At 39.8% G+C, this 25500-nt stretch carries 28 protein-coding genes and 1 riboswitch; of the genes, 25 read left to right on the top strand and 3 right to left on the bottom strand.

All coding sequences use genetic code 11. The features are described from left to right. Positions 1–130: 130 nt before the first annotated feature. Both HMPREF1195_RS05040 and HMPREF1195_RS10505 read right to left on the bottom strand, forming a co-directional pair. On the bottom strand, positions 131–1297 hold the full coding sequence (locus HMPREF1195_RS05040; protein ID WP_023918851.1) for a tyrosine-type recombinase/integrase: 1167 nt from the start codon (positions 1295–1297) through the stop codon (positions 131–133). 271 nt (positions 1298–1568) lie between these two features. Beyond that, the gene (locus HMPREF1195_RS10505; protein ID WP_023918849.1) at positions 1569–2252 is read right to left on the bottom strand and encodes a helix-turn-helix domain-containing protein; all 684 of its coding nucleotides are present in this window, start codon (positions 2250–2252) and stop codon (positions 1569–1571) included. Positions 2253–2402: 150 nt separating this feature from the next. On the opposite strand from HMPREF1195_RS10505, the gene HMPREF1195_RS05030 reads away from it, so the two are divergent. The 17 genes from HMPREF1195_RS05030 to HMPREF1195_RS04955 all read left to right on the top strand — a co-directional run bounded on the left by HMPREF1195_RS05030 (position 2403) and on the right by HMPREF1195_RS04955 (position 13428). Continuing rightward, positions 2403–2618: a helix-turn-helix domain-containing protein gene (locus tag HMPREF1195_RS05030; RefSeq protein WP_023918847.1), complete on the top strand. Its 216-nt coding sequence runs from the start codon at positions 2403–2405 to the stop codon at positions 2616–2618. Between the two features lie 169 nt (positions 2619–2787). After that, the gene (locus tag HMPREF1195_RS05025) at positions 2788–3039 is read left to right on the top strand and encodes a hypothetical protein (protein ID WP_023918846.1); all 252 of its coding nucleotides are present in this window, start codon (positions 2788–2790) and stop codon (positions 3037–3039) included. Between the two features lie 11 nt (positions 3040–3050). Further along, the gene (locus tag HMPREF1195_RS11015; RefSeq protein WP_023918844.1) at positions 3051–3221 is read left to right on the top strand and encodes a hypothetical protein; all 171 of its coding nucleotides are present in this window, start codon (positions 3051–3053) and stop codon (positions 3219–3221) included. Beyond that, complete coding sequence (locus tag HMPREF1195_RS05020; protein ID WP_023918842.1) at positions 3221–3493, top strand: hypothetical protein; 273 nt, start codon at positions 3221–3223, stop codon at positions 3491–3493. Before HMPREF1195_RS11015 ends, HMPREF1195_RS05020 begins: the two co-directional genes overlap by 1 nt. A 112-nt stretch (positions 3494–3605) precedes the next feature. Next, positions 3606–3878 (top strand): hypothetical protein, encoded by a 273-nt coding sequence (locus tag HMPREF1195_RS05015; protein ID WP_003013252.1) that lies wholly within the window; start codon positions 3606–3608, stop codon positions 3876–3878. Then, positions 3875–4387: a hypothetical protein gene (locus HMPREF1195_RS05010; protein ID WP_023918839.1), complete on the top strand. Its 513-nt coding sequence runs from the start codon at positions 3875–3877 to the stop codon at positions 4385–4387. Before HMPREF1195_RS05015 ends, HMPREF1195_RS05010 begins: the two co-directional genes overlap by 4 nt. Continuing rightward, a complete protein-coding gene (locus HMPREF1195_RS05005) occupies positions 4384–5847 on the top strand; it encodes a VapE domain-containing protein (RefSeq protein WP_023918837.1) in 1464 nt (487 codons plus the stop codon). The genes HMPREF1195_RS05010 and HMPREF1195_RS05005 overlap by 4 nt, the downstream gene beginning before the upstream one ends. Positions 5848–6464: 617 nt before the next feature. Then, a complete protein-coding gene (locus tag HMPREF1195_RS05000) occupies positions 6465–7073 on the top strand; it encodes a hypothetical protein (protein WP_023918833.1) in 609 nt (202 codons plus the stop codon). A gap of 52 nt (positions 7074–7125) precedes the next feature. Continuing rightward, a complete protein-coding gene (locus tag HMPREF1195_RS04995) occupies positions 7126–7506 on the top strand; it encodes a hypothetical protein (RefSeq protein ID WP_023918831.1) in 381 nt (126 codons plus the stop codon). Positions 7507–7508: 2 nt separating this feature from the next. Beyond that, on the top strand, positions 7509–7901 hold the full coding sequence (locus HMPREF1195_RS04990; RefSeq protein ID WP_023918829.1) for a hypothetical protein: 393 nt from the start codon (positions 7509–7511) through the stop codon (positions 7899–7901). A 37-nt stretch (positions 7902–7938) separates the two neighbouring features. After that, positions 7939–8295: an ArpU family phage packaging/lysis transcriptional regulator gene (locus HMPREF1195_RS04985; protein WP_023918827.1), complete on the top strand. Its 357-nt coding sequence runs from the start codon at positions 7939–7941 to the stop codon at positions 8293–8295. Between the two features lie 362 nt (positions 8296–8657). After that, positions 8658–9452, top strand: coding sequence for a pyruvate formate-lyase-activating protein (gene pflA, locus HMPREF1195_RS04980; protein ID WP_003005017.1), 795 nt, complete (start codon positions 8658–8660; stop codon positions 9450–9452). A 125-nt stretch (positions 9453–9577) separates the two neighbouring features. Further along, complete coding sequence (locus HMPREF1195_RS04975; protein ID WP_003005572.1) at positions 9578–10513, top strand: manganese-dependent inorganic pyrophosphatase; 936 nt, start codon at positions 9578–9580, stop codon at positions 10511–10513. 62 nt (positions 10514–10575) lie between these two features. Further along, the gene (locus tag HMPREF1195_RS04970) at positions 10576–11088 is read left to right on the top strand and encodes a YiiX/YebB-like N1pC/P60 family cysteine hydrolase (RefSeq protein ID WP_023918825.1); all 513 of its coding nucleotides are present in this window, start codon (positions 10576–10578) and stop codon (positions 11086–11088) included. 222 nt (positions 11089–11310) lie between these two features. Beyond that, positions 11311–12012 carry an MBL fold metallo-hydrolase gene (locus HMPREF1195_RS04965; RefSeq protein WP_023918823.1) on the top strand — a complete coding sequence of 234 codons (702 nt, stop codon included), beginning with the start codon at positions 11311–11313 and terminating at the stop codon, positions 12010–12012. Continuing rightward, positions 12012–12590, top strand: a complete 579-nt coding sequence (locus tag HMPREF1195_RS04960) for a TetR/AcrR family transcriptional regulator (protein ID WP_023918821.1) — start codon at positions 12012–12014, stop codon at positions 12588–12590. Before HMPREF1195_RS04965 ends, HMPREF1195_RS04960 begins: the two co-directional genes overlap by 1 nt. A gap of 190 nt (positions 12591–12780) precedes the next feature. Next, on the top strand, positions 12781–13428 hold the full coding sequence (locus tag HMPREF1195_RS04955; protein ID WP_023918819.1) for a DUF1803 domain-containing protein: 648 nt from the start codon (positions 12781–12783) through the stop codon (positions 13426–13428). 41 nt (positions 13429–13469) lie between these two features. On the opposite strand, the gene HMPREF1195_RS04950 is transcribed toward HMPREF1195_RS04955, so the two are convergent. Further along, positions 13470–14915 carry a UDP-N-acetylmuramoyl-L-alanyl-D-glutamate--L-lysine ligase gene (locus HMPREF1195_RS04950; protein ID WP_023918818.1) on the bottom strand — a complete coding sequence of 482 codons (1446 nt, stop codon included), beginning with the start codon at positions 14913–14915 and terminating at the stop codon, positions 13470–13472. Between the two features lie 87 nt (positions 14916–15002). Here HMPREF1195_RS04950 and HMPREF1195_RS04945 point away from each other — a divergent pair, with 87 nt between their 5' ends. The 8 genes from HMPREF1195_RS04945 to HMPREF1195_RS04910 all read left to right on the top strand — a co-directional run bounded on the left by HMPREF1195_RS04945 (position 15003) and on the right by HMPREF1195_RS04910 (position 25484). Then, positions 15003–16631 carry a putative polysaccharide biosynthesis protein gene (locus HMPREF1195_RS04945; protein WP_003005489.1) on the top strand — a complete coding sequence of 543 codons (1629 nt, stop codon included), beginning with the start codon at positions 15003–15005 and terminating at the stop codon, positions 16629–16631. 139 nt (positions 16632–16770) lie between these two features. Beyond that, entirely contained in the window at positions 16771–17868 is a 1098-nt protein-coding gene (locus HMPREF1195_RS04940; RefSeq protein WP_023918815.1) for a cystathionine gamma-synthase, read from the top strand. 1 nt (position 17869) lies between these two features. Then, the gene (locus tag HMPREF1195_RS04935; RefSeq protein WP_023918813.1) at positions 17870–19033 is read left to right on the top strand and encodes a MalY/PatB family protein; all 1164 of its coding nucleotides are present in this window, start codon (positions 17870–17872) and stop codon (positions 19031–19033) included. Positions 19034–19068: 35 nt separating this feature from the next. Beyond that, positions 19069–19226: riboswitch (M-box (ykoK) riboswitch) on the top strand. A gap of 207 nt (positions 19227–19433) precedes the next feature. Further along, complete coding sequence (mgtA, locus tag HMPREF1195_RS04930; protein ID WP_023918811.1) at positions 19434–22094, top strand: magnesium-translocating P-type ATPase; 2661 nt, start codon at positions 19434–19436, stop codon at positions 22092–22094. Positions 22095–22313: 219 nt separating this feature from the next. After that, positions 22314–22943, top strand: a complete 630-nt coding sequence (gene upp / locus HMPREF1195_RS04925) for a uracil phosphoribosyltransferase (RefSeq protein WP_003005574.1) — start codon at positions 22314–22316, stop codon at positions 22941–22943. A 128-nt stretch (positions 22944–23071) separates the two neighbouring features. Continuing rightward, positions 23072–23662 carry an ATP-dependent Clp protease proteolytic subunit ClpP gene (gene clpP, locus HMPREF1195_RS04920; RefSeq protein WP_021153673.1) on the top strand — a complete coding sequence of 197 codons (591 nt, stop codon included), beginning with the start codon at positions 23072–23074 and terminating at the stop codon, positions 23660–23662. Between the two features lie 277 nt (positions 23663–23939). Then, positions 23940–24218, top strand: a complete 279-nt coding sequence (locus HMPREF1195_RS04915; RefSeq protein WP_023918810.1) for a DUF2129 domain-containing protein — start codon at positions 23940–23942, stop codon at positions 24216–24218. Between the two features lie 108 nt (positions 24219–24326). Continuing rightward, on the top strand, positions 24327–25484 hold the full coding sequence (locus HMPREF1195_RS04910) for an ABC transporter substrate-binding protein (RefSeq protein ID WP_023918808.1): 1158 nt from the start codon (positions 24327–24329) through the stop codon (positions 25482–25484). The last annotated feature ends 16 nt before the right edge of the window (positions 25485–25500 follow it).

Genomic DNA, 25500 nt, shown 5'->3' with positions numbered 1-25500 from the left:
TTCAAAAAGAAGCTAAAACTCTTTAAAATAGATGGAATCGTGTTATAATAAAATCCTATAACGCAAAGATACGCTAAACCCTTGATACATAAGGGATTAACGTATCACAATGTAAAAAATGTTCTCCTTTTTAGGAACTTTTGACATTATTTAGTGCTGTTTCAAAAATTGAGACAGCTTTTTTTGCGCTATCTTTTGAAAGGTGACTGTATGTGTCCATAGTCATAGATAAAGTAGCGTGTCCTAGTCGGTGCTGGAGTTCTTTGTAAGGTATTCCAGCATTTAATAACAAGCTAGCGTGAGTGTGTCGGAAACCATGGAAACCAATACTAGGAACGTTTGCCTCTATGAAATGCTTTTTTAATCTATTCCCTAGTGTTCTATAATCAGAATATTTTCTGACTAGACTTGAGAAAACAACTGTTTCATTTTTTCCAATCTTCCAAGCCTCTTTAATTTGTTGGCGCTTGTATTGTTTGAGCATTGTAACCGTCTGAACGTCAATATCAATATCTCTAATACCGCTTTTAGACTTTGGACTATTCGGAACTTTTCTTAAGTTCAATGTCTTTGTGATATGCACCACGGCATTATCAAGATCAATATCAGACCATTCCAGCGCCAATGCTTCATTGATACGGCAACCCGTAGCAAGTAGGAACTTGTAAAGAGTGACACAAAAGAGATTTTTAAATCTTGTTTGATCCAAGCTATCCAGGTATTCAAAGAACTGTTTTAATTCTGAATCTGTGAAATGCTTGATTTTTGCTTTCTCTATTTTGACTTTGGGAACTATTATATCTTTTGCAGGATTGAACGGAATTGCTTGTAATGAAGCCCCATACTGTAAAATGCTTTTATTATATGAATGAAGCTGGGCATATTGTTTAAAACCATTGTTGTTTTTGTTGTAATCATTAGCCCATTTGTTCACTTGTTGCTGAATGATGGCAGGGGTCAACTTTTCTAGTTTGATATCCCCAAAAGCAGGGCGCAAGTACTTTTCTATTTGCGATTTAATAGAAATTTTTGAATTTGGTTTGATCGTGGGAGAGTATATTTCCCACCAACTATCCATTAATTCGCTGTATGTTTCAAATTGAGTAAAAGCGGTGCGAGTTGCACCATTCTTTTCAAATTCGAATTTTGCTTGTAGAGCCTTGTTCTTAATTTCTTTTTTGGTGCGGGCTGAAATGGTTGTCTTAATCTTCTTTCCCGTGATTGAATCGACACCAAGATATAAGCTGGTGCGGTACACTATTGTACCGTCTTTCTTTTTGTATTCTGTAATATTCATGATCGAAAACCTTTCTAATTCATCAGCAGGCAAGCCGTGTTATAGGTTTTAGAAAGTTTTCGTGTATCTGAATTAGTTATTTATCAGATGATTTTTTCTTTATCTTTTCGAGTGCTTTTTTCCCCTCTTTGTCTAGTATATGAAATGCAAATATCATAGCACTAAAGGCAAGGAGCGTACAAGCAAACAAAAACCAGTCAAATAGTTCACTGTTTTTCAATATCTAACCTCTTTTCTAATTAAGCAGTCATATTTTGAGACCTTTAATAATTTATTTTTTTAGTTTTACCTTGTTTGGGGTGGCAATTGCTTTATCAAAGTAAGAGATATTGACGTGTTGTTTATCAATGTTCAGGATAGCAAGCCAATCACTTATAACATTCTCTAGTATCTCTTTATCTTCCTTTCTACGACTCCATATATATCTATCAAAATCTCTAAACTGTTCTGATGATCCTGATTGATATCCATGTTTTATTAGAATGTCTGTACGACCAAAAGCATTAAAAAATGTTTCTACAGTTATCGGATCAATAACAATTTCTCTATCATGATCTGTAATTATGGCACGGAAACCAGTAAATAAAGGATCTTCATTCTCTTTAATTAGTTTAATGACACAATACTTTAACCTAGAAATTTCGTTTAATGTTTCTGAAATATCTTGATTGATATCTAAAACAGTATAATAGTAGTCTTGTAATTCAACAGAGGGAATAGGCTGAAAACGTTTGTCTATTGCAAAAATTGGTACACCAAGTAAATCAGCAATATTTTTTGAGTTTTCTTCATTAGGTAACGTTCTACCTTTAACATATCCTGTTAAAGTGCTTTTAGGAATATCAAGAGCATTGCTAATATCGATCTGTCTTATTCCTTTTGATTTCATAATTTTATTTAATTGATTTGAGAAATACTCTCTATTCTCAACATCTTGTGGACTATTTTTCGCCATTCTAAATCTCCAAATTTTTTTATCTCCATTATAGATTATACCACAACTTTTGCCAAATACGAAAAAAATAATATTTTGTTTTAAAATTGTTGACACAGTGCGAGAAATATAGTATCATTGGTATAAGCTAAAAGAAAGGGGGGTGAGAATATGGATAAACTAACATTAAGAGGTGTACGTGTATCACAAGGTTTAACGTTACGTGAAGTCGCTAAGAAAGTAGATAGAAATTTTCAAACTATCTCAAAGTACGAAAAAGATAGTACTAAAATTCCTGCTGACTTACTAATGAAACTCCTTAACCTATACGATACTCCAATTGAATCTATTTTTTTAGGGAAAAGTACGAAAAAAACCGTACTTTGAACACAACAAAAAAGGCTCACAGTCGCCAAACTATCAAGCCTTTTTCAATGATGAACTAAAACACAACACAAAGCAGGCAAGCCGTGTTATAGGTTTTAGCAATATTATTTACTTAAATTATACCATATCTTGGTATAGAGCGCAAAAAGTTGTACAGGAGGTACATAAAATGGAAACAGAAAAAACAGAATTAGAACTAACAGAATTAGAATTAGAGGAATTTTTAGAAGAGGTGGAAAAGGTTCAAGCACAATTAAGATTTAACAAAATTGTTCAAGAGATGAAAGAGAATGATCCTAATCTTTATCAGATCCTATTTGATTTTCTACATAAGAAACTCTCTCTTGATGAATTGAATGACTTTCTTTCATTGGAGGGTGAAGCACGGCGGGCATATATAGACAGCTACCAAGCTAGATAAGGAGATCAAAAATGATTGATGATTTATTAGGCGTTGGAATTTTCTTTCTATCATTCGTGAGTATATTCTTCCTTGCTGAGTGTTTCCATGAGTGGGCTGTAGCTTACAAGAAAAGGGGATATATCAGCAAAAGACAGCTAAAACGTATGAAGAAATGGCTTGAAATTATGGAGGCTAGATAATGGCATACCAGCAAGAGGAACGGGAAACAGTTGTAAGATATGATGAGCAGGATAACGCTTGGTACTTTGAATCAAACGTAAGACGGCATATTTCAAAGTTTTTGAAAATGGCAAAGGCATTTGAAGAATTGCATGAGGAAAAGGAAGCTGGGCGAGTTGTTTCTATTCGTGCCAAACTTTCAGATCTTGACAATTTTTCAGTAAGTCCATTTGTCAGAAACAAACGCAAAGGACAAACTAACAATTTAATTCACGCACAGAATCGATTTTAGGGCTTGAAACTAGCCCTTTAATCGGTGAAATTCAACTTGAAATATAACAGGGGTATGATTATACCTCCCAAACGTGCAACCGCAGGGAAAACGATTTTAGAAAGGAAAATGAATGTTTAGTTTAAGTAAAGAAAGTGAACAAGAACTCAGTCAAGGAGTTTTGACTTTGATTGATACGTTTTTAAAGTCACAAGATAAAGTTTTTCAAAAATCTTTGGGGCTTATGACAGCAAAACAATTGAAAGATGAGTTAGATATAAAGGACAACACACTAAAACGGTGGGAAGAAAACGGCTTGAAACGCTATCAACCACCGCTAGAAGATACACGAAAAGCCTATTATAAAGTAAGTGATATCTTGATCTTTTTGGGGGCTGATAAATGAGAACAATAGAAGTTACTGTTCACTCTGATAAATTAACAGCATTAGATTTTCTCAAGGACAATCCAACTTTAGTACTGCAAAATGGAAACTATTATAAATTTGTTTATTTTGAACCAATTGGAGCAGGATTGACAGACTTTCGCACTAAAGGGATAACGATAAGACTTTGTGATAATCAACAGAAAAATTCTCATTGGAAAGTTGCGAGAAAGATCTATCCAAAATTTATGAAGCCTGAACCATTGGCAGTATTGCAGAAGTTAGAGGCTGGTAAGTTGAGTGAAGCAAGAGAGAATCAAGCAATAGAATTAAATGGCTGGTTATTCGATATTATCACTAATGGAATCTATACCAAAGAAGATACAGCGCTTTTTATTCGGTTGCTATTCCTGCATGGTTATAGCTTCGAGCAGGTTACACAGCTATTCTCTTCAATTGTGAAGCGTGTGGCACTTGCAAAGTGCTTTCTAGAAGAAATGAAAATAATTTATAAGGGGGTGAGTATTTGAACAATGGCAACAATAAAGCACAACCATATACAAACGCTGGATACAGTCAAGCACTAACTCAAGAGTTAACTGATCTTACAGCGATTAGAGAAACAGAACAGAATAGTTTAAACCTTGACCAAAAAGCAAAGGGTGACGGCTACGCTCCTGTTCTAAACAATCTCAGAAAAATTCTTGAGCGTGATACTCGGTTAGCTGGTAAGCTAAAATACAATGAGTTTACCAATGAAATTGATATTTCAAACTCTATTAATTTGAACGGTGCTACTCGTTTAGACGGGGTTGCTGATGACGCTCTAATAAAAGAAATTCGCTTATATATTGCCCAAAAGTATAAGATCGATTTTAAAAAGTCTGATATAGCTGATGTAATGGAGGTTGTAGCTAGATCGAACCAATACAACCCATTGAGATCATTCTTACTTGACTGTGAACAAGAGTACTCCCATTTAGCAGATCAGAAAGATCCATTTGATATCCTACGATATTATTTAAACGTAAAAGATAATCAATACAATCGAATTATCTTTGATCTGTTCTTTCGTGGAGCAGTTGCCAAAGTATTTGATCCAAGTATTAAGTTTGACTTTGTATTAGATTTAACAGGCGAGCAGGGAGTAGGAAAGACACAGTTTTTTGAGCAGTTATTTACAGATCAATACTTTACAACCGTGGATACACTCACAGAAAAAGACGATAAAGCCCGAATGGTGCGGAATTGGTGCGTTTTTGATGATGAGATGATCGCAACTAGAAAAGCGAGTTTCCAAGTGTTAAAAAGGTTTGTGACTGATAGAAAAATTGAATTTCGCCCACCTTACGCAAGTTCAGATAGAAGATTGATGAAAAACTTTGTATTTGTACGGGCTACTAATCAACCTGATTATCTGAATGATCTGACAGGAGAACGTAGGTTTTTAGTTGCTGAGGTATTCAAAGATAACTCTTACCGAGGTAGGAAGTGGTCTGAACAGGATCGCAGGGCATTCTGGGGCGCTATGGTGACAGCGTGGAGAGCAAACCAAACATTAACCTTATCAGACAGTCAAGAACACCTTATAAACACCGTAAGAGAGCGCTATAAGGTTATAGATGATGAACTAGAGGCACTTGAAAGGTATTTATCAACTCCTTACCCTGAAAGAATGTACTTTGCTCCAATCAATGACAGTCTGAGAAGAACTTATATCTATGAGATGATGAACAATGGAGCTTACTTAAATGGTAACGGGGAAGAAGCCAAAATAGATACAGCAAAATATGGGGAGTTAGTTCCCCGTGAAAAAATGTCAATCGCACTATTTTTTAAAGAGGTTTTTCTGATCGATAAGCCTACACCGCAACAGAATGCAAAGATACGGCTTGCAATGCGTGGTAAGCATGCATGGGAGTACAAGAGAAATATCAAGTTTGGAAGAACTCCGACCTCAGGTTTTCAGAAAGTAGGAGAATCAGAATGAGAGTAGAAAAATTAAATATAATGTTCCTACCGCCCTAACCCCATGAGAGAGTAAGAGTTTCGAACAGTTATCGTTCGTATGGGAGGAATTGTTTAGAAAAAATTCTACCACCCTAACCCCTTGAGACTCTAAGGATAAAAGGTACTCGGTAGGAAAATAATAATATTTTTAATAATAATATTTATTAATGAATTAAATAGGTATTGTTGTTTATATAATATTTTTGTTGCTGAATTTTTTCCTACTTTCCTACCAAGTACTTAAATCGTTGATATAATGGGCTGGGATTGGTAGGATACAACTCCTACCCTTATCCTCCCAAACAAACAGATCCTACCAATGGAGAAAACAAGAATGCATGAAAAAATTTTGATCGAAAAAATGGAAGATGGCTACCTATTTTATTTAAAAAATGGTATAATAGAGAGTGTAAAAGTTCCAGCGTACGGGAAACTTACACTAGTCTATCAACATGGCAAGGTGTGCTATGTCGAAAAGACTGAAACAATAAAATAGATCTATCGGAACAACCGAGGGTGAAACATTTCGTGAAGATTGCATAGGCTTCATGAGGGTTCATTCTCGGTTTTTTGATTAGGTACAGAAAGAGGAAAAAGATGACATTCACAACTATTAAGAGCGAACTTAAAACATTTGCAAACAAGAAAGTAGACTATATGCGCTCATACATTGAGTTACAAGAGAAACTAAAAAAAGAGGTTGCTGAGGGTATGAAAGGGAGCAAACAAGCACAAATCGAACTAGCTGACCTCAAGAGTGAGGGAGAAACGTACTCACAGAAAACCTATGATAAGATCATGTCTGATATCGAGCAAGAGCGCACCAAACAACTTGAAGAACTCAAGTCAGAAAAGAATAGCGTGACTGCTGATGATGTGGCTGAATTGATGTTACTTGAAAGCACAAAGGATATTTCATGGGAAGAGTTTGAAGAATACCTGGAGAAATACAAGAACAAACCGCTAGCAATTAAAAAGCTGGGAGAGATCGCCCAATCTCATACAGATTTATCATTCTTTGACTATGAGAAATACAATATTAAAGATCGTACCGAGAAGTTAGCTGAGTACTTAAAGAAACAAGCTAAAACTTATCACAGCGAATTTTTAATTAATGGCGATAATATGTTACTTGTCACAGCGGAATTGAGTTTAGAAATTAATGAAACGGCTATAGGACGTTTCTTTGAAGAGAATGGGCTTTAAAATTGTCTGAAATTGCCTCAGAATGTCCGATAGAGAGGGGGTAGGGGTAGGTATGGAAGAATTAACGTTAAAAGAAGAAAAGTTCCTGACGGCTTTAATGCTTGCCCCAAATATGGGCAAGGCTTGCGAAAAAGTGGGGATCTCTAGACGCACGGCACAGCGTTACATGGCTAAAACCACGGTAAGAAGTGCATACCGCAAGATGAGAAACCAAGCAATGGAGCAGGCTACAAGCAGGCTGAATAGTGTGGCTGTGGACGCTGTGGAAGTCTTAACAGCTATCATGAATGATCCAACTATAAGCCCGTATGCACGGCAACAATCAGCAAGGACTATTCTTGAGTTTGCTTATAAAGCATACGAAAATGAAGCAATTATAGAAAAGCTGGAAGAGTTGGAAACAGTTATCAGTATAGACAATAAGGATATTTAGAGTTGAATAAAAGAGAGCTTTTAAAGAAAATTGATGAGCTAAAACAGATACACAAGATGAAAACGGGTGGTTTTGTCTTGATAACTGAATCAGATAAAGGGATTGAGTATATCAATGTAAACGGTAAGGACTATCTAGACTATGAAGCCTTGGCAGTATTAAGAACATTTTCAGATGATAGTATCATCATATTCGATAATATAGATGATAGCTGGGAACGTAGAACTATTTCAGATGATTTTAAAGAGATGATATTCTTTCCAACTGTGGAAGATAGAATGGATTATATTCGTGTAAATAAGGGGATCAACCCCCTTTATCATGATGAATCTGATCCATACCATACGATATCAAGAAAAGAGTGGCTTGACTCTTACAAAAATACAAGCCCCTGAACCCTATTTGTAAATGTATTTGTAAAGGAGGCAAAGCATGAATATAGGGCAGGAAGAAAAAAGGAGTAAGAAAGAGCTTGCTAGAAATGTACTGTGTCAATATCGTTCTTTATGTAGAATAGCTGGGGTTGATTATCTGACAGGCGATTTACTTGATAGTTGCATAGATCAACAAAATCAGCGCCAAAACATGGCTTTAACCGAGGTAAATCGAATTAGAAAAGCTATTGAGGGTATTTCATCAGCAATAGATAAACGTATCCTAGAAATGAGCTTTATTGGGCAAAAAAAGGTATCTGTTTATGAACAAATGGATATACTTTCTATTTCAAGCAGTAACTATCACAGGCGCAAGGCGAGAGCCTTACTTGAGTTTATAGATCATTGGCAATAATATAAACCCTGTTTTACATGAAAAAGCGGTCAAGATATGTTATAATCTAATTAGGTGGTAGGTTTTCGAGTACCCATTGGTACGCGGACGCCTACCATTTTTGAAGATAAAAAAAGCACCGTGTGAGGGTGCTAGATCTTGCCTGCTGAACTCGTAAATTGATAGATACCCCAAGGGGTATTTTTTTGTGAACTTTTTTTAAGAACTTTTTAGGAACTTTGTGAACTGTTTAAGTCGGTTTAATAGAGTGATAGAGTCCTAAAAACGCCTATTTTACAGGCTTTCAGACTTTAAATTAACCATATTATCTATATTGTGATATAATAAAATCATAAAACGTTTTCAAGAGAAGAGGTTCCTCAATGGAAAATGAAACAGTTGACTATGGAAAAGTAACAGGAATGGTACACTCAACAGAAAGTTTTGGGGCAGTAGACGGGCCTGGGATCCGCTTTATTGTCTTCCTTCAAGGGTGTCAAATGCGGTGTCAATACTGCCACAATCCAGATACTTGGGCAATGGAAACCAACAAGTCCCGTGAACGGACAGTGGATGATGTCCTAGAAGAAGCCCTCCGTTATCGTGGCTTTTGGGGCGAAAAAGGGGGAATCACTGTCAGTGGTGGAGAAGCCCTCTTGCAGATTGACTTCTTGATTGCTCTTTTCACCAAGGCTCAAGAGTTGGGCATTCATTGTACCTTGGACACCTGTGCTCTTCCTTTCCGGAATACGCCTCGTTATTTGGAAAAATTTGACCGCTTGATGGCAGTGACAGACTTGGTGCTTCTTGATATCAAGGAAATCAATGATGAACGACACAAAATTGTGACCAGCCATACCAATAAAACGATTTTAGCTTGTGCCAAGTACTTATCTGATATTGGAAAACCAGTCTGGATTCGTCACGTTTTGGTGCCAGGTTTGACAGACCGAGATGACGATTTGATCGAGCTTGGAAAATTTGTTAAAACCCTAAAAAATGTCGATAAATTTGAGATCCTGCCTTACCATACTATGGGGGAATTCAAATGGCGTGAATTGGGCATTCCGTACAAATTGGAGGGTGTGAAACCACCGACAAAAGAACGGGTTCAAAATGCAAAAGATTTGATGGAAACAGAAAGTTACCAAGATTACCTGAAACGGGTCAAAGGATAAAAACTATAGACAGCTGGGCCTTCCAGCTGTCTTTTTCTGATGAAATGCACAACTATTCCCTTTCTTTAAATGGCAAAACGTGCTAAAATAGAGTGAATCTATAAATGAAATAAAGAGGTAGAAACATGTCAAAAATTCTCGTTTTTGGTCACCAAAATCCTGACTCAGATGCTATCGGCTCATCTGTAGCTTTTGCTTATCTTGCAAAAGAAGCTTATGGTTTGGATACAGAAGCAGTGGCTCTTGGAACTCCAAATGAAGAAACAGCTTTCGTATTGGACTATTTTGGTGTGGAAGCACCACGCGTCATCACATCCGCTAAAGCAGAAGGTGCAGAGCAAGTCATCTTGACGGACCACAATGAATTCCAACAATCTGTTTCAGATATTGCTGAAGTAGAAGTTTATGGTGTAGTGGATCACCACCGTGTGGCTAACTTCGAAACTGCTAGCCCACTTTACATGCGTTTGGAACCAGTAGGATCAGCATCTTCTATCGTTTACCGCATGTTCAAAGAACACGGTGTAGCAGTGCCAAAAGAATTGGCAGGTTTGATGCTTTCAGGTTTGATTTCAGATACCCTTCTTTTGAAATCTCCAACTACACACCCATCTGATAAAGTGATTGCACCAGAATTGGCAGAATTGGCTGGTGTCAACTTGGAAGAATACGGTCTTGCCATGCTTAAAGCTGGTACCAACTTGGCAAGCAAATCAGCAGAAGAATTGATCGACATCGATGCCAAGACTTTTGAATTGAACGGAAACAACGTTCGTGTGGCTCAAGTGAATACAGTTGATATTGCGGAAGTTTTGGAACGCCAAGCTGAAATCGAAGCAGCTATCCAAGCTGCCAATGCAGCTAACGGCTACTCTGACTTTGTTTTGATGATTACAGACATCGTCAACTCAAACTCAGAAATTCTTGCCCTTGGTGCTAATATGGACAAGGTAGAAGCAGCTTTCAACTTCAAACTTGAAAACAATCATGCCTTCCTTCCAGGTGCCGTTTCACGTAAGAAACAAGTGGTTCCTCAATTGACTGAAAGCTTTAATGCATAATGATAGGTGGGAAAACCATCGTTAAAAAGGAGTTTCGGCTCCTTTTTTGCTAGGAGAGAAGTATGTTAGAAAATGGTGATTTGATTTTTGTTAGAGAAGATACGGAAATGGGGCAGGCCATTCAGACTTCGACAGGTAACTACAGCCATGTGGTTATCTTTTTGGACGGTTCCATTTATCATGCCACGGTGGAAGGTGGCGTCCTTGCCCAATCCCCTGAAAATTTCTTTGAAGACGGGAAAGTATATGACCTTTATCGCTACCCGAAAATCGATCTCAAAGAAGTCAAGAAGCGGGCAGAGAGCCTTTTAGGGGCTCCCTACAATGCGTCCTTTTATCCAGATGGAGATGGTTTCTATTGTTCCCAGTTCATCGCTGAATTACTTCCTATTTTTGAGACCATTCCCATGAAGTTTGGAGATGAGGAAGAGGAGATTAGTCCGTTCTGGCTGGATTACTACAAGGAACTTGGCCTAGCCGTTCCCCTAGATCAGCCCGGGACCAATCCGAGTCAGTTAGCCCAATCACCACAGCTACAGTTTAAAGAAAGGTATTTGGATGATTTGGATTCATGAAACAACAATCTGAATCTTTGATACAGTTTATAAGAGTTACATCAAACTAAAGAAAAATAATATTTTAAAAATATGTTCTACCTTCGAATACAACTTGTAAAAGTTGTATTTTTTTCTAATATCCTCTGGATGTTTCTTGTTTAGACAGATAAAATATGATATACTTCACAAAAAAACTAACCACTGGTTAGTTTTTGATGGAAATCAAAGGAGGAAGTAAATATGTCTTTCTTGTATCGTTTATTAACACGTACAAAACAAATCAGTCCACATATAAGAAAGTTTGAGTTCGAATTGGGTGTTTTTGTTGTCAGCATATGGCTAGTTGAATCATCTGGTCGCTTTTATGTGATTGATACGGGAATGCGAGGAATGGAGAAGTACGCTGCCCAGTTTTTACTCCCACAAAAAATTGAAGCAATTTTTCTGACCCATGGACATCCAGATCATATCAAAGGTTTGCCCTATCTTAGACAGCACTTTGGGAACATCCCGACTTTAATCAGTGAGAAGGAATTCCCCTATATTTCAGGCAAAGAACCTTTTCCTAATAGAAAAGAGACGGAAAAAGTGATTTTTGATCCGGCTACTTTTATAACTGTTGAAAGTCAAGAAGGTCAAGACTTGATAAGTAGTGCAGGACTAAAACCACTATTTTCTCCTGGTCATTCCCCTGGTCATGTTGTTTATTACCATGAAGAGGATCAAGTTTTAATTGCTGGAGATCTTTTTACAGCTACGAGAAATGGAAAGTTGCGTCCACCAATGAAAGGATATACAGCAGATATGAGACAGGCTTTAGCTAGTGGTGAAAGAATTCTCAAGGATTATTCACAGGCACTTGTTAGTGTTTGTCATGGTAGTGAGGTAAAAGATGCAGTACGAGATTTTGAGGCATCGGATGGGTTTAAAGGGAGTTTGTAATGGCAAAGGATACAAGGTCCAGAATTATCAGAGTAGCAGAGGAAATTTTCCGAAAAGAACCTTACCAGAAGGTGGGAATTAGGCAGATTGCTCAAGCTGCAGGATGTTCACATACAGCTATTTATCAGTATTTTAAAAAGAAAGAGGATATATTATATGCAGTAGTGGAAAAACCGTTAACTCACCTCTATCATACTTGCTTAGAAATCAGTCATTCCAAGCAGAATGATAAGGAACGTCTGCTTCAAATCTGTCAAACATACGTGGATTTTGGGTTTAGAGAACGTAATTTTTATGAATTATTGATTTTTTACCGTGGAGAGCATGAAGATTCAGGCGATTGTTCGCAACCGTTGATGCAATTGAGAATGAAAAGTTATCGTTTATTGGAAGAAGCTATTGATGTCTTTTTACCGAAAGACTTATCTGATGCAGAAGCGCTAAATATTCGTAGTGGAATCTTTATTTTTTTACATGGCTTAGTGAGTATCTACAGTAGGGACAATGAAGAATGTCCAGAACGCATTAAGCAACTACTGACTGATTTTATTTCTTTTAAAATAATAGAAATGAAATGAGTTGGAATAACTTATGGGGCTTCTACAGTAAACTTGGATTGAAAAGACTAAGTTCTTTTATTGCCTTATTTTCCCCTCTTGTCTGCCTATCCATAAATTGAAGATTTTGTCCTTTGGTATTGATTTCGCTTAAACTAATTTTTATGTTACAATAAGAACGAACCGATAAAACAGTAAACGAGACCTATTTATGATTACAATCATTAATCCCACACGTTTGACACGTCAGCCATTTTTCAAGGACTTGATCAACTATTTGGATCAGCATGACGATGTGATCCTGCGGCAAATTAAGGCCCAATTTCCGGATCAACCAGTGGATAAGCTGATGGAGGAATATATCAAAGCGGGCTTCATACTTCGAGAAAATAAACGCTACACCCTCAACCTGCCCTTCTTGGAGTCAGCTGATCTTGTTGACTTGGATCAGGAGGTCTTTGTCCGAGAGGACAGTGCAGTTTATCAAGAATTAAAAGCCAGGATCTTCCAAACGGAACTTCGCAATAGTACCAATGAAGCGATTTTGGTGGAGGAGACGGACTTTGCGCGAAATGCACAGACCCTTTCCAATTACTTCTACAAGGTGAAACACCAATATCCATTGACGGAGGAGCAAGAAAAGCTCTATGCTATCTTGGGAGATGTCAATCCTGAGTATGCTCTCAAGTATATGACCAGCTTTTTGCTCAAGTTCCTCAAAAAAGAAGTAGTCCAGCAAAAGCGCAAGGACATCTTTGTCGATAGTTTAGAAGTCTTAGGCTATATCCGCAAAAATGCTGAAGGCAAATATGAATTAGCAGTGGACTTGGACAAGGAAAGACTGATGTTTATCAAATAATAAACAAGGCTAGGAAAATTTCCTAGCCTTGTTTCGTTTGATTATAGATAACGTTCAGCAATGGCGGCGTCACCTGGATACTCTTCTTTTACGCCATTGACGATTTGGTAGCAATCCGCTCCTTTTCCGGCGATAATGACGGCATCTTCAGGCTTGCTGGTTGTTGCCATAGCCACTTGAATGGCTTCTTCGCGATCTGCGATTTTCTCGACAGGGCGCGTGATAAAACTACTAATCTCTTCAGCGATAGCCAAAGGATCTTCATAGTTGGGATCATCCGCTGTGAGGAAGACTTGGATCTCAGGATGGTCTTCTAAGAGTAAGCCAAAGTCTTTGCGGCGGCTCTCTCCTTTATTACCAGTTGATCCAAGGACCAGTGAAATCGTCCCTGTTTGATGGGTTTCGACAACTGAGAGCAGTTTTTTCAAGCTATCTCCATTATGGGCGTAGTCGATGAAGACCTTAGCGCCGTTTTTCTGAGTCAAGACTTCCATTCGGCCTGGAACGCGCGTCTTAGCAATCCCTTTTTGGATATCCTCGAGGCTCGCACCTAGGCGAAGGCAGGCAAGACCTGCTGCTACAGCATTTTCTTGGTTGAAATGTCCAATCAGTTGGATTTCATAGTTTCCAGCTAATTTACCAGTGGCTGAGAAGCTGAAGGCCTTAGAGTTTTCAATTTGATTCTCAGACTGGCTTCCATAAAAATCGTGGTCTTGGTTCGCGACTTGGTCCGCTAAAACTTGGAAATGATCCATATCACTATTGATGACAACGGCTTGGCTGTTCTTCATGAGGAGACGTTTGTGGTAGAAATAATCCTCAAAAGTTGGGTGTTCAATCGGGCCAATATGGTCAGGACTGATGTTGAGAAAAACACCAACGTCAAAAGTCAGACCGTAAACCCGTTTCACCAGATAAGCTTGACTGGAAACTTCCATAATCAGGTGGGTCCGATCATTGGCTACTGCCTCAGCCATCATGGCAAAAAGATCCAAACTCTCTGGCGTTGTCAGGGTCGATTTAAAGAAGTTTTTACCATCCAGTGTCGTATTCATGGTAGACAGCATAGCTGGTCGGTGACTTTGTTCCAAAATATGGTAAGCAAAATAGGCCGCGGTTGTCTTTCCCTTAGTCCCTGTGAAGGCCAATAGTTTTAATTGTTTCTCAGGGTGCCCATAAAACTCCATGGCAATTAAGCTCATGGCCTGTTTGATATCATTGACGAGGATAGCAGGAATACCAACTTCATAATCTTTTTCAGAGACATAAAAGCCGAGTCCATTAGAAATAGCCTGTTCCAGGTATTCTTTTTTGAAGTTGGCCCCTTTGACAAAAAAGAGGGTGCTAGCAGAAACCTTCCGGCTATCATAGCTAATAGCATCAAAACTTGTTCCTTCTAGATGGTAGTAGTATTCACCATTTACTAGAATTTCTCGGAAATTTTGGTCATGTTTTAAAATGTTGAGGGTTTGTTCAATTGTAATCATAAAACTATTGTAAACCTAAAGTCCCTATTTTACAAGTGTCATGGAAAAGTTTATAATGAAGAGAAGAAGAAACGAAAGAGGATACCAATGAGTCACGAACAAAATGACCAGCAAGCCCAGATGCTACGCGGGACTGCCTGGATGACAGCCAGCAACTTTATCAGCCGTTTGCTAGGAGCCGCTTATATTATTCCTTGGTATATTTGGATGGGGAAATATGGGCCACAAGCCAATGGTCTTTTTACAATGGGCTACAATATCTATGCTTGGTTTCTCTTGATTTCGACAGCTGGAGTGCCCGTAGCTGTTGCCAAGCAAGTAGCCAAATACAATACCCGGGACCAAGCCGATCATAGCTTTGCTTTGATTCGGGGTTTCTTGAAGTTCATGGGAATTCTAGGCCTTGGATTTGCCATTCTCATGTATCTTTTGTCTCCTGTCTTTGCTAGTCTTTCAGGTGGGGGAAAAGAGTTGATTCCGATCATGCAGAGCCTTTCTTGGGCTGTCTTGATCTTTCCTTCCATGAGTGTCATCCGGGGATTTTTCCAAGGTTTTAACAACATGAAGCCTTACGCCATTAGCCAGATCGCTGAACAAGTGATCCGGGTCATCTGGATGTTGCTCACGACCTTCTTCATTATGAAGATTGGCTCAGGAGACTATGTGCAGGCTGTGACGCAGTCGACCTTTGCGGCCTTTATCGGTATGGGAGCGAGCCTTCTGGTGCTCTTTTATTACCTTGCAAAGACAGGCTTGCTCTCTTCTATTTTTAGAAAGCAAGAGGGAAGTGAAGGGATTGACACTCGGGCTCTCTTGATCGATACGATTCGGGAAGCTATTCCTTTTATCATTACTGGTTCTGCGATTCAGCTCTTCCAAATTGTTGACCAGATGACCTTTATCAATGTCATGTCTTGGTTCACAGACTATAGTCAAAAGCAGCTCATGGTCATGTTTAGTTATTTCTCTGCTAATCCAAACAAAATTACCATGATCTTGATAGCAGTAGCGACTTCGATTGGGGGAGTTGGGATTCCTCTCTTGACAGAGAATTATGTGAAGGGGGACCTAAAAGCAGCTGGGAAGCTCGTACAGGATAACTTGACCATGTTGCTAGCTTTCTTGCTCCCAGCCACCTTTGGTGCAGTAGCAGTCGCAAAACCACTTTATACGGTTTTCTATGGGCAACCAGATAGCTTGGCCTTAGGACTCTTCATCGTAGCGATGTTGCAGACGGTAATTCTCGGTCTTTACACGGTCTTATCGCCAATGATTCAAGCCCTCTTTCAAAATCGCAAGGCCATCCGCTACTTCTTTTATGGTGTAGTGGTGAAATTGGTCCTACAAATTCCATTTATTTTGGTCTTTCGTTCTTATGGGCCGCTTTTGTCAACGACCATTGCCTTAATGGTGCCAATCGTTCTCATGTATCGGGAGATCCAAACCATTACTCAGTTTAATCGAACCATCATCTTCAAGCGGACCTTGCTTGGTTCTATCCTGACTGTAGTGATGCTACTTGGAGTCTTGATCGCAGGCTTGATTTTGGGCTGGATTTTCCCACCAAATGGCCGTGTATCGAGCATGATTTATATCATCGTCATAGGCGGATTAGGAGTTGCTATTTATGGAGCCTTAGGATTATGGCTACGGTATTTTGACCGCTTTATTGGAGGTCAAGCTGCACGTCTCAGACAAAAATTCCGGATTAAATAAATCAGAGGTTGGGTAAAAAGTGCCCAGCCTTTTCTTATAGTTTGAAACTATAGCTAGGTCTTGAAAATGGGAAAACCGCTCTCCTCATAATAGTGATAAAATAGTAATCAGTTAGATTGAATGTTTATCGGAGGGCAATATGAGTAAAAAACGCAATATCAATACGATTTTGGCACAGGCAGGAATCAAGTCGGATAAAGCAACGGGAGCTTTGACGACTCCTTTGCATTTCTCTACGACTTACCAACACCCAGAATTTGGTCAGTCTACAGGTTTTGACTATACCCGTACGAAAAATCCAACACGCGCAACAGCTGAAAAGACTTTGGCAGCTATAGAAAGTGCAGATTATGCTTTGGCGACAAGCTCTGGAATGTCAGCTATTGTACTTGCTTTTAGCATTTTCCCTGTTGGTTCAAAAGTCTTAGCCGTTCGTGACCTTTATGGAGGCTCTTTCCGCTGGTTTAACCAACAAGAGCAAGAAGGTCGTTTCTCTTTCACCTATGCCAATACGGAAGAAGAACTGATCCACCATCTAGTTCATGATCCGGTGGATGTCCTCTATATTGAAACACCAACCAATCCATTGATGTTGGAATTTGATATTGCTCATTTAACTAAATTGGCCCATGCAAAAGGTGCCAAAGTCGTGGTGGACAATACTTTCTATAGCCCAATCTATCAACGCCCAATTGAAGAGGGAGCAGATATTGTTCTTCATTCAGCAACCAAGTACCTAGCTGGTCACAACGATGTCTTGTCTGGTGTTGTCGTGACTAATGATGCGGACTTGTATGACAAACTCTTTTACAACTTGAACACGACAGGTGCTGTTCTTTCCCCATTTGACAGCTATCTGCTGATCCGTGGTCTCAAGACGCTCTCTATCCGGATGGAGCGCTCTACAGAGAATGCTCGCAAGGTGGTCGAGTTTTTGAAAACCTCCCCTCAGGTCAAAGAAGTCCTCTACACTGGAAAAGGTGGAATGGTCTCTTTTAAAATTCAAGATGAGAAAAAAATTCCTAACTTGTTGAATTCCCTTCAAGTCTTTACCTTTGCAGAAAGTCTTGGCGGAGTTGAAAGCTTGATCACTTATCCTACCACTCAAACCCATGCGGACATTCCTGCAGAAGTTCGCCATTCATACGGTTTGACAGATGATCTGCTTCGTTTGTCCATCGGAATTGAAGATGCGGATGATTTGATTGAAGATTTGAAACAAGCATTGGAGGCTTAAGATGACCAAATATGATTTCACGACTTTACCGAATCGCTTGACCCACCATACCTACAAGTGGAAAGAAACAGAGACAGATCCAGAAATCATTCCGGCTTGGATCGCGGACATGGATTTTAATGTCATTCCAGAAGTACGAGAAGCGGTGATCGGTTATGCGGACCAAATGGTCTATGGCTACACCTACGCATCGGATACCCTCTACCAGTCTATCCTTGATTGGGAAAAAGAAGAGCACGGCTATTCCTTTGACAAGGAAGCTGTCGTCTTTATCGAAGGTGTTGTTCCAGCCATTTCAACAGCTATTCAAGCCTTTACTAAGGAAGGGGATGCTGTCTTAATCAATACGCCGGTCTATCCTCCATTTGCCAGAAGTGTCAAACTCAATCGTCGAAAATTGATCGAAAATTCATTAGTTGAAAAGGATGGTCTTTTCCAAATTGATTTTGATCAGCTCGAAAAAGACATTGTGGAGCAAGAAGTTAAACTCTATGTTTTGTGTAATCCGCACAATCCTGGAGGCCGTGTATGGGATCGTGAAGTCTTGGAAAAAATCGGCCACCTCTGTCAAAAACATGGTGTCCTTCTCGTTTCAGATGAGATCCACCAAGATTTGGCCTTGTTTGGCCACCGTCATACCAGCTTTAACACGGTTGATCCAATCTTTAAAGACTTCAGTTTGATCTTAACCAGTGCAACCAAGACTTTCAATATTGCAGGAACAAAAAATTCCTATGTGGTCATTGAAAATCCAAAGCTTCGTACGGCTTTTAAACAACGGCAATTGACTAATAATCAACATGAAATCTCAGGCTTAGGGTATATTGCTACAGAAGCGGCTTATCGTCATGGCAAGCCTTGGTTGACAGAGCTCAAGCAAGTTTTTGAAAAACACATCGACTATGTGGTAGATGAATTGCATGAAAAGACCAAAATCCGTGTCATGAAACCCCAAGGCACCTATCTTCTTTGGTTGGACTTTTCAGCCTATCCTTATACCGATGATGAGCTGCATGCTAAAATTCATGACCAAGCCAAATTGATTTTGAACCGTGGAACAGATTTTGGAAAAGAAGGAAACTTGCATGCTCGCCTCAATGTAGCAGCCCCTTTCACCCTCATTGAAGAAATCACCAAACGCTTGGTGGAAACTTTTCACAAATAAGTGTTGACTTTCTGTGAGTGAAGGAGTAAAATAAACTCGAAATACGGTAGGTGAGGCTACCACAAGGATACGGATGACTACCGCAAAGCAGTGGAGACACTACTCGTTGGTTAACAGTCCTGATCGCAAAGGTCAAGACTAAGCTCATTTCATTGCCTTGTGGAGCTAAAGCTTGGACGGTCAGTTTTTTGAGAGTTTTGATTGAAAAATAAATGACGAGTTTCATGAGTCCTACCGATCGAGGGTAGGACTCTTTTTTATGCCTTACCAAGAAAAGAGAAAGGAGAGAGCTATGATACAAATCGACGATCATCCCGAACCGCACCGAACCAGCCAATCGCTGATTTGTGTCGTAGGGACTCCAAAAGTGATTGGCTCCTGATTGAAAAAGGAGATACCAATGCAAACAAATAAAGAAAGACTCATTGCTGCTCTTCAAGAACCACTTGAAAGCACCTTTGCCAACTACAAAACCAGTGCCCTTGGTTTAGTTGACGATCAAGTAGAAGAAAACCGCGATGCCTATGGCGAAAATGTCATCACAAAAGGTCAAGAAGATTCCATGATCAAAAAGATCTACGAATCCATCATCAATCCTTTTACAGTGATTTTGTTAGTCATTGCGCTGGTTTCCTTCATTACTAATGTCTGGCTAGCAAAACCAGGTGAACAGGATCCAACGACCTCCATCATCATTGTGACCTTGGTCCTGATCTCTGGTGGTATCCGCTTCATTCAAGAATTGCGGAGCGACAAAGCAGCTAGCAACTTATCACGTATGATTGTCAATACAGCGACCGTTCTTCGTGATGGATCAGAACAAGAAATTCCGATCGATGAAATCGTCGTAGGAGATGTGATCAAACTGAGTGCCGGCGATATGATTCCAGCAGATGTGGTCTTGATCGATTCCCGTGACTTCTTTGTCCAACAATCTGGTCTTACAGGGGAAAGTGATGCTGTTGAAAAGATTTGTCTCAGCAAGGCTGAGAGTCAAAATTTAGATAGTCTCTTGGCGAGTGAAAGCTTGGCCTTCATGGGAACCAATGTCATCTCCGGACGGGCAACAGCCTTGGTCCTGGTCGTGGGGGATGAAACCATGATGGGAGCTATTGAGCAAACCATCAACACCTATGACGAACCAACCTCATTTGAGAGAGAAATGAATACCATCTCTTGGCTCTTGATTCGGCTCATGTTAGTGATGGTGCCCGTTGTCTTTGTGATCAATGGTCTCACAGATGGTGACTGGTTAGAAGCGGGTGTCTTTGCCCTCAGCGTTGGGGTTGGTTTGACTCCGGAAATGCTGCCGATGATTATTACGGCGAGTCTTGCTAAGGGCTCCATCATCATGGCCAAGGAAAAAGTCGTTATCAAAAAACTCAATGCCATCCAAGACCTTGGGGCTATTGATATTTTGTGTACTGATAAGACAGGTACCTTGACCCAAGATGAAATCGTTTTGGAGTATCCGCTTGATATCCATGGCGAATTGGATCTATCAGTCCTTCGCCGAGCTTACTTGAATTCCTATTTCCAAACCGGGCTAAAAAATTTGATGGACCGAGCGATTATCAATCGGACCCAGAAAGAAGCCAAGAAACATGAGATTGTTCGCGATCTGGATCAAACCTTCCATAAGATTGATGAATTGCCCTTTGATTTTGAACGTCGTCGCATGAGTGTCATTGTCAAAGACGAAGACGGTGTGGTCAGCATGGTGACCAAGGGTGCCTTGGAAGAAATGCTTTCTGTATCGACTTATGTTGAGTACAAGGGGGAGATTAAACGCCTGACAGATGAAGTCCGTCAAGAGGTCCTCGCTGAAGTTGCTCAATTAAATGAACAAGGTCTTCGTGTTTTGGGCGTCAGCTACAAAACCGACTTGGACGAAAATGACATCTTTAGTGTTGAAGATGAACGAGACATGATCCTAACCGGTTACCTTGCCTTTCTTGATCCACCAAAACCTTCTGCAGCTCCAGCAATCAAAGCTCTTGCAGAATATGGGGTAACCACCAAGATCTTAACTGGGGACAATGAAAAGGTCACCCAAGCTGTCTGTGAAAAAGTAGGACTAGATGTCGAGCGGATTCTTTTGGGAAGCGAAATCGATACGATGACAGACCAAGAGTTAGCAGAAGTTGTGGAAACAACAACGGTCTTTGCCAAACTATCACCAGATCAAAAAGCGCGGATCATCCTCTGCCTCAAGAATAATGGCCACAAGGTTGGTTACATGGGAGATGGGATCAACGATGCTCCATCCATGAAGGTCTCAGACGTTGGGATCTCCGTGGATACCGCTGTGGATATCGCCAAGGAAACGGCAGATGTCATCCTTCTGGATAAGGATTTGATGGTCCTTGAAAAAGGTTTGGTTGAAGGCCGCAAGGTCTATGCCAATATGACCAAGTACATCAAGATGACGGTCTCTTCTAACTTCGGGAACATCTTCTCTCTGCTCTTCGCCAGCATCTTTTTGCCTTTCCTTCCAATGGCTCCTGTTCATTTGATTGTGCTCAATCTTATCTATGATCTTTCTTGTATCGCCCTTCCTTTTGACAATGTCGACAAGGAATTCCTCAAGAAACCTCGTATCTGGGAAGCAAACTCTATCATGCGCTTTATGGCCTGGATTGGTCCAATTTCATCTGTATTTGATATTATTACCTACATGCTTCTTTACTTCCTTGTTGTTCCTATGATTTTAGGTCATGGCTACAACCATGGAGCAACAGATGCAGCAGCCTTTATCATGGTGTTTCAAACCGGATGGTTTATCGAATCTATGTGGTCTCAAACCATGGTTATTCATATGTTGCGTTCACCAAAACTGCCATTTATCCAAAGTCGTCCAGCCTTCTCAGTCGTGGTGACGACCTTAGCAGCAGCCTTCTTTGTAACCTCCCTTCCATATAGTCCTTTGGCTTCTATCTTGAAGTTGAGCCAACTAAATGGATTGTACTTTGTTCTATTGTTTGCGATTATCGTCCTCTATATGCTGAGTGTGACGGTTGTCAAACGTATCTATATTAAGAAATACAAAGAATGGTTGTAATTGATTGATAGAAAGAGTGAGTCCGAACTTAAAAAATTAAGTGTAAGGGCTCTCTTTTTTTTGTAAAATTTGGTATAATAAGAAGAATGTAAAGTTGGAAATGAAGATTTCCATGTGCTGTGAGTATCAAAGAGGGACTGAAAGAAAGAGTAGAGCTTGACTCCACTTTTATCATAGCTCTTTTTTGAATAATAACAGCTTAGAAAGAAGGATCTCAAAATGGGAAAATTAGAAGTTATTACACATCCACTGATTCAACACAAATTGTCTATTCTTCGTCGTACAGATACCTCTACGAAGGCCTTTCGTGAATTGGTAGATGAGATTGCTATGTTGATGGGCTACGAAGTGTTGCGTGAATTGCCTCTTGAGGATGTTGAAATTGAAACTCCTATTACCAAAACCGTTCAAAAACAAATCGCAGGTAAGAAATTGGCTATTGTCCCAATTCTTCGTGCAGGGATTGGGATGGTTGATGGTCTCTTGAGTTTGGTACCAGCTGCTAAGGTTGGCCATATCGGGATGTACCGTGATGAAGAAACCTTGAAACCAGTTGAATACTTGGTGAAATTGCCAGAAGATATTGATCAACGTCGTATCTTTGTAGTAGACCCGATGCTTGCTACGGGTGGATCCGCTATTCTAGCGATTGATTCCTTGAAAAAACGTGGCGCTAGCCATATCAAATTTGTCTGCTTGGTATCAGCGCCAGAAGGGGTGAAAGCTCTTCAAGAAGCTCACCCAGATGTTGATATCTTTACAGCAGCCCTCGATGATCATTTGAATGAACATGGCTACATTGTTCCTGGTCTTGGAGATGCGGGTGACCGTTTATTCGGTACCAAATAAGAAACCATTCATGATTCGTCCGAAAGGTGCTTAAGATTTGACCTTTTTTGACCATTGGTTTATAATAGCACATATACTTTGAACCTCACGAATCGTGAGAATGAATGGATACTAAAGGAGAAGAATAGATGATTCCAGTAGTTATTGAACAAACCAGTCGTGGAGAACGTTCTTACGATATTTATTCCCGTCTGTTGAAAGATCGAATTATCATGGTAACAGGACCCGTTGAGGACCAAATGGCTAACTCCATTATCGCTCAATTGCTCTTCTTGGATGCCCAAGATAATACAAAAGATATCTATATGTATATCAATACACCAGGAGGCTCTGTCTCTGCAGGTCTTGCCATCGTAGATACCATGAACTTTATCAAGTCAGATGTCCAAACCATTGTCATGGGGATGGCAGCTTCTATGGGAACAATTATCGCTTCAAGCGGTGCGAAGGGCAAACGCTTCATGTTGCCAAACGCCGAGTACATGATTCACCAACCAATGGGTGGTACTGGTGGTGGTACCCAACAAACCGATATGGCGATTGCAGCAGAACACTTGCTCAAAACACGGAATAACTTGGAAAAAATCCTTGCGGAAAATTCAGGTCAATCCATTGAAAAAGTGCATGCTGATGCGGAACGTGATAATTGGATGAGCGCACAAGAAACACTTGAATATGGCTTTATTGATGAAATCATGGCCAATAATAAATTGGGCTAAACCATCCTGTGGGAAGGCCCGTCAAGAGGCTGGGACAAAAGTCCTAGCCTCTCAATTATTTTTGGATTGTCGAGCAAAACGCAGTGGTTGAGTGGGCTCTACTTCGCTGATTTCATCAGCTTTTACAGCCCTACTCAACTGTGCGGAGGTGGGACGACGAAATCGAATTCTAACGAATTACCGATTTCTGTCCCACTCTCTTTTTTGCTCTCATAAAAGAGTAGTTCTTTTTCTTGAAATTTGATATACTAGTAACAGAACGAGAAAGGGATTGACCATGTTTGAGAAACAAGAAAGAACAGGCTTAATTGTTAAATTGTATTACAATCGCGACGGGAAAAAATTACAATCAGTCGGAGATGTCTTGTACCATTCTAAGAAATGCCGTTATGTCCAATTGTATGTGGACAGTGACAAGGCGGATCAAGTCATGGAAGACTTAAAGAAAGAACGTTATGTCAAAAAAGTCTTGCCTTGCCATCTCAAAGATTTAGATACAGATTTTGTGGGGAGTTTGCAACGATTGGAGACCCCATCTGTGGTAACAGAAGTTTAGAAAACGCAATCATTTGATGGATTGCGTTTTTTTTATTGACAATTGTCAGATAATTCGGTATATTCTTAATGTATTTATTTTAAGATTCATTTAAGGAGATCATTACAAATGAAGAAAAAATTTGCTCTTTCATTTTTAACCATTGCAAGTGTCGCTCTTCTTGCTGCTTGTGGTGAAGTTTCTACTTCAGGTTCAAACACAACTGGTAACGAAATCGGCAAAGAACTAAAAGTCGGTTTTAACTTTGAAAAAACTGGTGAAGTAGCAGCCTACGGTAGCGCTGAACAAAAAGGTGCTCAATTGGCCGTTGATGAAATCAACGCTAAGGGTGGAGCTGACGGTAAGAAGATCGTTGTCACAGATAAAGATAACAAATCTGAAACAGCTGAAGCAGCTACAGTCACTACAAACCTTGTCACTCAATCAAAAGTGAACGCTCTTGTAGGACCTGCAACTTCAGGTGCTACTGCAGCAGCGGTTGCCAATGCTGGTAAAGCAGGTGTTCCATTGGTTACACCATCTGCAACTCAAGATGATTTGACAAAAGGTCAAGATTACCTTTTCCGTGCAACCTTCATCGATAGCTTCCAAGGAAAAATCATTGCCAAATACACAACGGATAACTTGAAAGCGAAGAAAGTCGTTCTTTACTACGATAACTCATCTGACTATGCGAAAGGGATTGCTGAAGCCTTCAAGAAATCTTACAAAGGTGAAATCGTAGCAACAGAAACCTTCCAATCTAAGGATACAGACTTCCAAGCTGCTCTTACAAAAATCAAAGATAAAGACTTCGATGCGATTGTTCTTCCAGGTTACTACACAGAAACTGGTAAGATCGTAAACCAAGCGCGTGGTATGGGAATCAAACAACCAATCATTGGTGGGGATGGATTTAGCGATGCTAAGTTCGTTGAACAAGCAACACCTGCTGCAGCTACAGACATCTACTACGTAGCTGGATTCTCTACTGAAGGTGAAATGACTGATAAAGCCAAGAAATTCGTAGAAGCTTACAAAGCGAAATACAATGAAGAACCTTCAATGTTCGCAGCTTTGGCTTATGATTCAGTTTACATGGTTGCAGAAGCATCTAAAGGTGCTAAGAACTCTGTCGAATTGAAAGATAACCTTGCGAAGTTGAAAGACTTGGAAGGTGTGACTGGTACAATGTCAATTGACAAGAACCACAACCCGGTTAAATCAGCTCTTATGATTGGCTTGAAAGATGGTAAAGTCAAATCAGTTGAGTCTGTTAAACCATAATTATCATTTGTTGTTT

The organism is Streptococcus parasanguinis CC87K (genome assembly GCF_000507765.1).
GTDB classification, from domain to species: Bacteria; Bacillota; Bacilli; order Lactobacillales; family Streptococcaceae; genus Streptococcus; species Streptococcus parasanguinis_J.
This window is presented reverse-complemented; position numbering and strand designations above follow the sequence as displayed.